This is a genomic window from Chromobacterium sphagni (assembly GCF_001855555.1).
GTDB classification, from domain to species: Bacteria; Pseudomonadota; Gammaproteobacteria; order Burkholderiales; family Chromobacteriaceae; genus Chromobacterium; species Chromobacterium sphagni.
The window spans coordinates 1-8,478 of the sequence record NZ_MKCT01000060.1 but is presented as its reverse complement, the minus strand read 5'-3'; the positions used below and the strand labels follow the sequence as shown (position 1 = coordinate 8,478).

Sequence of the window (8,478 nt, the reverse complement as noted above, 5' to 3'; positions counted from 1 at the left end):
GCTGTTCGGCCGGGGTGAGGTCCACCGTCACCTGCTTGGAGCCAAGCTTGAGCAACCGACTGCCGCCGTCGCCGGTGACCCACTCGTTGGGATTCGGAGTGGAGCAGGCGGCAAGGCTTGCGATGATCAACAGCGCCGCCAGCGCAAGGCTGAGCCTGGGGGCTTGGGTACGTCATACGGATGTCTCCGGCCATCGCCTGCCGAGAGGCGATGGGGTGGGGTTGACAGGCTGCAGCAACAGAGCCTTGGACTCCTCGCCGCAGCACAGGATCAGCGGGCCGCTGCCCAGTTTGGAGATGAAGGCGGACAGTTCGGGCTCCATCTCGCCGGCCTTGGCGCCATAGCCCACGGCCAGCCGGCCGCTGGCGCATGAGTGGTGTCCTTCTCAGGTGGGGAAAGGTTGGGCAAAGTCCTGCCACAGCCATTGGCGCAGCGGCCTGTGCGGGCCATCGTAGGCCAGCGCGGCGGCGTGGCCGCCGGCCAGTTCCAGCGTTTGCAACCGCCATTCGGCCCGGTGCGCCGACAGCAGCCACGCTTGGTTTTCATCGTTCAGCGCGGTTTCCACCTCGGCCAGCCCGGACAAGCCGCTGCCTATCGCCTTGAGCACGGCTTCTTTGGCGGTCCACATCCGCAGAAAGCGCAGCGTGGCGTCGTCGTCGTCGCCTATCGCCTGCAGTTCGCGCGCGGTGAAGTACGATTCGGCGATGCCGCGCCAATCCAGTTCGCGGCCATTGCGTTGGCGCTGCTCCACGTCCACGCCCAGCCGCAATCCGCGGCCGATGGCCACCAGGCCGATGTCGCCGGAATGGCTTAGATTGAAAGCCAGTCCGGGATAGGCGGGCAGCCAAGGTTTGCCGCCGCTGTGGGCATCGAACTCCAGCGAGCCGGGTTCAAGCGACAGCGCCGCCGCCAGCAGATGGCGCAGCGCGTTGTGGGCGGCGGCGTAGCGGATGCCGTCCTGCGGGCGGACAAAGCGTCCGGCGCGTTCGCGCTCCTTTGGCGACAGCGCGTCCGCGCAGGGCGGACCGTCCAGCGGGATGGCGATCACGTCTATTCCCGCGCCGGGCGCCGCCAGCGCTTGCCGCAATGCGCTCATAGCGGGCCGGCCACGCTGGAGGACAGCGTGGAGGTCACATGCTGGATCACTGTGGTTTCCATGTCGCGGACGAAGAAATGGCCGCCGCTGAACAACTGGCGGTTGAAGCCGGAGCGGGTGAGCCGCCGCCAGCTCTCCAGCGCCTCGACCGGCACATGCTCGTCGCTGTCGCCGCCCAGCGCGGTGATGGGCACGTTCAGCAGCGGGGTGGAGGCCTGGAAATGGTCATTCATCTCCAGGTCGGCGCGCAGCAGCGAAAAAACCGCGTGCTTCAGCTCTTCCTCCTGGAACACGATTTCCGGCGTGCCGCCCAGTTGGCGCAGGTAAGCGGTGAGTTCGGCGTCGCCCATCCGGTGTAGCTCGGTGCGGTATTCCGGCAGCGGCGGGCGGCGGCCGGAGGCGAACAGGTGCAGCACCTGGGCCTGGCTGCGTTCCAGCGCCTGGGCGGTGGCGAAAGCCAGCGCGGCGCCCATGCTGTGGCCGAACAGCGCCACCGGACGGTCCAGCAGCGGACGGATCGCCAGCAGCAGCGACGGAACCAAGCGTTCCACCCGGGTGTATGGGTCTTCGCCGTAACGGGCGCCGCGTCCCGGCAGTTGCACCGGGCAGACGTCGATGAAGTCTGGCATGCGTTCAGTCCAGCTGCGGTAGGCCAGGGCTGCGCCGCCGGCGTGGTGGAAACAGAGCAGCCGCAGTTCGGCCCTGGGGCGCGGCTTGCGGAACGTCAGCCAGTTGCCGGTGTCGGGCAGGCCCGGCGCGAGCGGTGGCGCGGTCTGATGGGTCGAGATCATGGTGCGGATTCCTGGTTCGGTCTGAGTCTTGTTGCAATTCTCGCCTGGGCGTGACTTACATGGTTTGTATTTTTTGCATGTTAATTTTATTTATTTATGGCATTTTGCATAATTGCGTCGCCGATGTCTCTATGGCCGTGCAATTCCAGATCTGGGGCGGCGACAGTTTCAGCGCTAGCCGTTTTCCTGCCGGGTGAGAATCAACCGCGGGCGGTCGATGGGGTTGCGCGCGCGAGTGGGGGCGGGTATTTGTCTTGCCGCGTGTTCGGTGGAGAAGAAATAAAAACGGCCACCTGCACAGGTGGCCGTTTATTTGGGCAAAACGCCTGAGGCGCTGCCTTATTGGCAGGATTCGCAATCCGGATTGTCGATGCTGCAGAACTTGGCGTCGGTGGCCGGGGTGTTGTCCACCTCGGCGGCCGGCGCCGGCTGGGTGCTGGCGCCGCTGCTGGACACCGCGTTCAGCTCGCCGCCGCGGCCGGTGGACTTCTCGGCGCTAGTGGCGGCCAGGGTGCGCAGATAGTAAGTGGTCTTCAGGCCCTTTACCCAGGCGTGCTTGTACAGCTCGTCCAGTTTCTTGCCCGAAGCGCCGGCCATGTACAGGTTCAGCGATTGCGCCTGGTCTATCCACTTCTGGCGGCGGGAGGCCGCTTCCACCAGCCAGCGCGGGTCCAGCTCGAAGGCGGTGGCGTAGATGGCTTTCAGTTCGGCCGGCACGCGGTCGATCTGGCCCAGGCTGCCGTCGAAGTACTTCAGGTCGGCAACCATCACTTCGTCCCACAGGCCGGCGGCCTTCAGGTCGCGCACCAGGTATTCGTTGGTGACGGTGAATTCGCCGGACAGGTTGGATTTGACGAACAGGTTCTGGTAGGTCGGCTCGATGGACGCCGATACGCCGATGATGTTGGCGATGGTGGCGGTCGGAGCGATGGCCAGGCAGTTGCTGTTGCGCATGCCGAACTGCTTGATGCGGTCGCGCAGCAGGTTCCAGTCCATGCGTTCGGTGCGGTCCACTTCCAGATAGCCGCCGCGTTCGGCCGCCAAGAGGTTGATGCTGTCGTGCGGCAGCACGCCGCGGTCCCACAGGCTACCGCTGTACGACGGGTAGCGGCCGCGCTCTTCCGCCAGCTCGGTGGAGGCCAGGTAAGCGTAATAGGCCACCATTTCCATCGATTCGTCGGCGAATTCCACCGCGGCGTTGGAGCCGTACGGCACGCGCTTGAGGTGCAGGCAGTCCTGGAAGCCCATGATGCCCATGCCTACCGGGCGGTGCTTCAGGTTGGAGTTGCGCGCCTTCTTCACCGGGTAGAAGTTGATGTCGATCACGTTGTCCAGCATGCGCAGGGCGATGCGGATGGTGCGTTGCAGCTTCTCGCCGTTCAGGCTGCCGTCGGCGTTGAGGTGGGCCGCCAGGTTGACCGAACCCAGGTTGCACACCGCGATCTCGTCGTCGTTGGTGTTGAGGGTGATCTCGGTGCACAGGTTGGAGCTGTGGACCACGCCCATGTGCTGCTGCGGGCTGCGGATGTTGCACGGGTCCTTGAATGTCATCCACGGATGGCCGGTTTCAAACAGCATGGTCAACATCTTGCGCCACAGCGACAGCGCCGGGATGCGTTTGTATACCTTCAGCTCGCCGCGTTCGCCGCGGGCTTCGTAGGCGGTGTAGGCCTTTTCGAAGTCGCGGCCGTACAGGTCGTGCAGGTCGGGCGTTTCGGACGGGGAGAACAGGCTCCACTCGCCGCCATCCATCACGCGTTTCATGAACAGGTCCGGAATCCAGTTGGCGGTGTTCATGTCGTGGGTGCGGCGGCGGTCATCGCCGGTGTTCTTGCGCAACTCGAGGAATTCCTCGATGTCGGCGTGCCAGGTTTCCAGGTAGGCGCAGACCGCGCCCTTGCGCTTGCCGCCCTGGTTCACCGCCACGGCGGTGTCGTTGACTACTTTCAGGAACGGCACCACGCCTTGCGATTTGCCGTTGGTGCCCTTGATGTGGCTACCCATCGCGCGCACCGGGGTCCAGTCGTTGCCCAGGCCGCCGGCGAACTTGGACAGCAGCGCATTGTCCTTGATGCCTTCGTAGATGCCGTCCAGGTCATCGGCGATGGTGGTCAGGTAGCAGCTGGACAGCTGGCTGCGGCGGGTGCCGGAGTTGAACAGCGTCGGGGTGGACGACATGAAGTCGAAGCTGGACAGCACGTTGTAGAACTCGATGGCGCGCTCTTCGCGGTTCACTTCGTTCAGCGCCAGGCCCATGGCGACGCGCATGTAGAAGGCCTGCGGCATTTCGATGCGGGTGCCGTCGATGTGCAGGAAGTAGCGGTCGAACAGGGTTTGCAGGCCCAGGTAGCCGAACTTCAGGTCGCGTTCGGCGTCCAGCGCGGCGCCCAGCTTTTTCAGGTCGTATTCGACCAGCTTTTCGTCCAGCAGCTCGGCGGCGATGCCCTTCTTGATGAAGTTGGCGAAATAGACCGGGTATTGCGCCGCCATTTCGTCCTGGCCGACGGCTTCGCCCAGGATTTCCAGGCGGATATTGCCCATCAGCAGGCGGGCGGTGACGTAATCGTAGGCCGGATCTTGCTCGATCATCGAGCGGGCGGCCAGGATGGCGGACTTGCCGACTTCCTCTTCCGGCACGCCGTCGTAGATGTTCTTCAGGGTTTCGCTCAGGATGGCGTCCACGTCGATGCCGGCCAGGTTCTTGCTGGCGGATTCGATGTTGGCGCGCAGGCGGGCCACATCCAGCGGCAGCTTGCGGCCATCGCGGCGCAGCACGTTGATCTGCACCTGGGTCAGCGCTTCGCCGCGGGCGGCGCGCTCTTGCGAACGCTGTTCGCGGTACAGCACGTAGGCGCGGGCCACGTCGTGCTCGCCAAAGCGCATCAGCGACAGTTCCACCTGGTCCTGGATGTCTTCGATATGGATCGCGCCGCCTTCCGGCTTGCGGCGCATCAGCGCATTGACCACCTGTTCGGTCAGCTGGGCCACTTTTTCGCGAATGCTGGCGGAGGTGGCGCCCTGCTGGCCAACCACGGCCAGGAAGGCCTTGGTCATGGCGATGGAGATTTTGACAGGCTCAAACGCCACCACCGCGCCGTTGCGGCGGATGGTCTTGTACAGGCTGAAATCGGCCTGCGGCGCGGCTGCGCGGCCGAGTTCCGCGGCAGTTTGTCCTTCAAAGGTGGTCAATTGCATGTATCCCTCGATAAGGAGAAGTTTATGTCCGGCCGCGCTGTGTTCTTGGGGGCAGGTCGGCTTGTGGACAATTCTGTTGAAAAGCTGTGTGCGGGCTGTGGGTAAACACAAGATGTACCGTCGGCACCACTAGGTATGCCCAAATTCTAGTGGTGAGGGTGACACAGTTCAAGTCTTGACTTTGTTTGAAACCAGCGAAAGCCGCGCCGTTATTGGCTTTGCGCGGGAAGAAATTTTTTGCCGCCCGGAACCGGCCTGAATGCGCTTGTTAGAAAGTTGCGGCAAGCCGCGCATTTGCCGGCAGCAGGTGCCACACGGCGGCCTGCCGCCAGATCTTGTGGTTGCGCACTGTTGCGCGGTTGCTACTAGTCAGGCCTGAAAAGCGCGATGGCGGTAGTTGTGGCGGCAAAGATGGCAGTTTTGACGGTTTGACGGCGAGGGCGGGTCGGCTAGGGTAAGCGGAGTCGAGCCGCGCGAACCGTCGGCTGAACTGGCAGCGGCAGGCGGCCGAAGCGAACAGGGAGGCTGGAATGGAAGGCAAAATCGCGCTGGAGGAGCATTTCGCCATGGCGGACACGATCCAGGATTCGCAACAGTATTTCACGGCCGACTCCTGGCCGGCGCGCCGCCGGCTGTTGCTGGATATCCAGGATCGGAGGCTGGAGGAGATGGACCGTTGCGGGATTGAGCTGGCCATCCTGTCGCTCAACTCCCCCGCCATCCAGGCGATAGACGATGCGGCGCGGGCGGTGGACGCCGCCCGGCGCGCCAATGATTTCCTGGCGGAACAGGTGGCGCGCAGGCCCAAGCGTTTCGCCGCCTTCGCCGCGCTGCCGCTGCAGGATGCGGACGCCGCCAGCCGGGAGTTGAGGCGGGCGGTGACCGAGCTGGGTTGCGTCGGCGCATTGGCGAATGGTTTCTCGCAGACCAGCGCCGGCGAGCGCGCCAGCTACTACGATCAGCCGGAGCACCGGCCGTTCTGGGCCGAACTGGAGAGCCTGGACGTGCCATTCTACCTGCATCCGCGCAATCCGCTGCCCAGCCAGCAACTGGCCTACCGCGACCAACCCTGGCTGCTGGGCCCCGCCTGGGCCTTTGCGATGGAGACCGGACTGCATGCCCTGCGGCTGATGGGCAGCGGGCTGTTCGACCGCCATCCCCGGCTCAACATCATTTTGGGGCATCTGGGAGAGATGCTGCCCGGCCACATCTGGCGCAGCAGCCACTGGGCGTCGGCTTCAGGCCGAAACCCGCAGGGCGTGAGAGCGGAGAAGCCCTTTATCGATTACTTCCGCAAGCATTTTCATGTCAGCACCAGCGGCAATTTCCACACCATAGCCATGCGCCAGGCGATGGATGAAATCGGCGCGGAGCGGGTTTTGTTTGCCACCGACTATCCGTTTGAAGATATGGTGGAAGCATGCGACTGGTTTGATCGGGCCGAGATCGGCGACAACGACAGGGAGAGGATAGGGCGCGGCAACGCGCTTCGGCTGTTCCGGCTGGAGGACCGGGTTTGAGGGGCGGGGATCAGACGCCCGCATGGCGTTGAGGCGGTAGGGCGTTGCGGCATGAAGATACGGCGGCGTTCGTGCGTTGCCGGCCAACACAGGAGAACACCATGGCGTCACCCAGGCAGCAATATATCTATGCGATGCGTTTTTTCGGCATTGACCGCGCTTTATGACCGCTGGTGCGTTTACCGCCAGGGAAAAGCATTTCAAGGGGGCGTTGCTGGCTGCGGCGCAGTTGCGGCCGGGACAACGGGTGCTGGATGTGGGCTGCGGCACCGGCACGCTGGCCATCGCCGCCAGCCTGCAAACGCCGGGGCTGGTGGTGCAGGGACTGGACGGCGACGACAACATCCTGCGCCGCGCGGCGGGCAAGGCCGAGCGCGCCGGGGCCAAGCTGACGTTCCGCCAGGGCATGTCGTTTGCGATGCCCTATCTGGACAATGCTTTCGACCGGGTGTTGTCCAGCCTGTTTTTCCATCACCTGGGCACGGAGGACAAGCGCCGCACCCTGAACGAGATACGGCGGGTGATGAAACCGCAAGGCGAGTTGTATATCGCCGATTGGGGCGCGCCGCAAAACCGGCTGATGCGGGTGTTGTTCTACAGCATCCAACTGCTGGACGGCTTCGCCACCACCCAGGGTAATGTCGAGGGGGTGTTGCCGGAGTTGATGCGCGAGGCGGGTTTCGCCGACGTGCGGCTGATACGGCAGATCCCCACCCTGTTCGGCACCATGGCCATCTATGGCGGGACCAAGCCGAACCCGGCCTAGCGGGCGCGGCCTATCAGGGCATGAAAGACAAACCGCCGGCGAGGGCCCGGCGGTTTTGAGCGCGGAGGGGGATGCTCAGGCGTCCAGCCCGTCCGCCACCATCTGCGCGGCGCGCAGCACCGCGCGCGCCTTGTTCTGCGTTTCCTGCCATTCCGACTGCGGCACCGAATCCGCCACCACGCCGGCGCCGGATTGCACGTACAGCATGCCGTTCTTCAGTACCGCGGTGCGGATGGCGATGGCCAGGTCCATGTCGCCGTTGAAGCCCAGATAGCCGACCGCGCCGCCGTAGACGCCGCGCTTGGTGGGTTCGAATTCGTCGATGATCTGCATCGCCCGCACTTTGGGCGCGCCCGACAGGGTGCCTGCCGGGAAGGTGGCCTTGATCACCTCGATGTTGCTGATCTTGCCGTCCACCTTGCCTTCCACGCTGGAGACGATGTGCATCACGTGGGAGTAGCGCTCTATCGCCATATTGTCGGTGATTTCCACCGAGCCTATCCTGGCGACGCGGCCGACGTCGTTGCGGCCCAGATCCATCAGCATCACGTGCTCGGCAATTTCCTTGGGGTCGGCCAGCAGCTCCTCCGCCAGCGCCTCGTCCTGTTCGCGGGTATGGCCGCGCGGGCGGGTGCCGGCGATGGGGCGCACGGTCACGGTTTCGCCTTCGCGGCGCACCAGGATTTCCGGCGAGGCGCCCACCACGTGGAAGTCGTCAAAGTGGTAGAAGAACATATACGGCGACGGGTTGAGGTTGCGCAGCGCGCGGTACAGCGCGATGGGGGAGCCCTGGTAGGGCTGTTGCATGCGCTGCGCCAGCACCACCTGCATGATGTCGCCTTCGTGAATGTAGCGCTGGCTGGCGGCCACCGCGTCCTTGAAGGCCTGCTCGCCGTACTCCGACACCGCCGCGCCGGTTTGGCCGGTGGGCAGCGACAGCGGAATGGTCAGCGGCTCGCGCAGCTTGGCGCGCAGCTGGGCCAGCCGCGCTTCGGCTTTGTGCAGCGCGTTGGGCACGGCCGGGTCGGCGTACACCACCAGGTAGAGTTTGCCGGAGAGGTTGTCCACCACGGCGATTTCCTCGACAGCATCAGCAGCATGTCGGGGGTG

6 protein-coding genes and 1 pseudogene are annotated in these 8,478 nt (G+C 64.5%); 2 read left to right on the top strand and 5 right to left on the bottom strand.

Features of this window, described 5'->3' with window-relative positions; all coding sequences use genetic code 11:
• Positions 1–172: 172 nt before the first annotated feature.
• The 4 genes from BI344_RS24455 to BI344_RS18060 all read right to left on the bottom strand — a co-directional run bounded on the left by BI344_RS24455 (position 173) and on the right by BI344_RS18060 (position 5,082).
• Complete coding sequence (locus tag BI344_RS24455) at positions 173–349, bottom strand: hypothetical protein (RefSeq protein WP_206600430.1); 177 nt, start codon at positions 347–349, stop codon at positions 173–175.
• A 36-nt stretch (positions 350–385) separates the two neighbouring features.
• Positions 386–1,096 (bottom strand): 4'-phosphopantetheinyl transferase family protein, encoded by a 711-nt coding sequence (locus tag BI344_RS18070; RefSeq protein ID WP_071114227.1) that lies wholly within the window; start codon positions 1,094–1,096, stop codon positions 386–388.
• Entirely contained in the window at positions 1,093–1,887 is a 795-nt protein-coding gene (locus BI344_RS18065) for a thioesterase II family protein (RefSeq protein WP_071114226.1), read from the bottom strand. Before BI344_RS18065 ends, BI344_RS18070 begins: the two co-directional genes overlap by 4 nt.
• Before the next feature lie 339 nt (positions 1,888–2,226).
• Positions 2,227–5,082 carry a ribonucleoside-diphosphate reductase subunit alpha gene (locus BI344_RS18060; protein ID WP_071114225.1) on the bottom strand — a complete coding sequence of 952 codons (2,856 nt, stop codon included), beginning with the start codon at positions 5,080–5,082 and terminating at the stop codon, positions 2,227–2,229.
• A 530-nt stretch (positions 5,083–5,612) separates the two neighbouring features.
• Here BI344_RS18060 and BI344_RS18055 point away from each other — a divergent pair.
• Positions 5,613–6,602: an amidohydrolase family protein gene (locus tag BI344_RS18055; protein WP_071114224.1), complete on the top strand. Its 990-nt coding sequence runs from the start codon at positions 5,613–5,615 to the stop codon at positions 6,600–6,602.
• 163 nt (positions 6,603–6,765) lie between these two features.
• A complete protein-coding gene (locus tag BI344_RS18050) occupies positions 6,766–7,368 on the top strand; it encodes a class I SAM-dependent methyltransferase (protein WP_083370291.1) in 603 nt (200 codons plus the stop codon).
• A 75-nt stretch (positions 7,369–7,443) separates the two neighbouring features.
• On the opposite strand, the pseudogene BI344_RS18045 reads toward BI344_RS18050, so the two are convergent.
• Positions 7,444–8,478, bottom strand: a pseudogene (locus BI344_RS18045) (anthranilate synthase component I family protein); the annotation flags it as partial.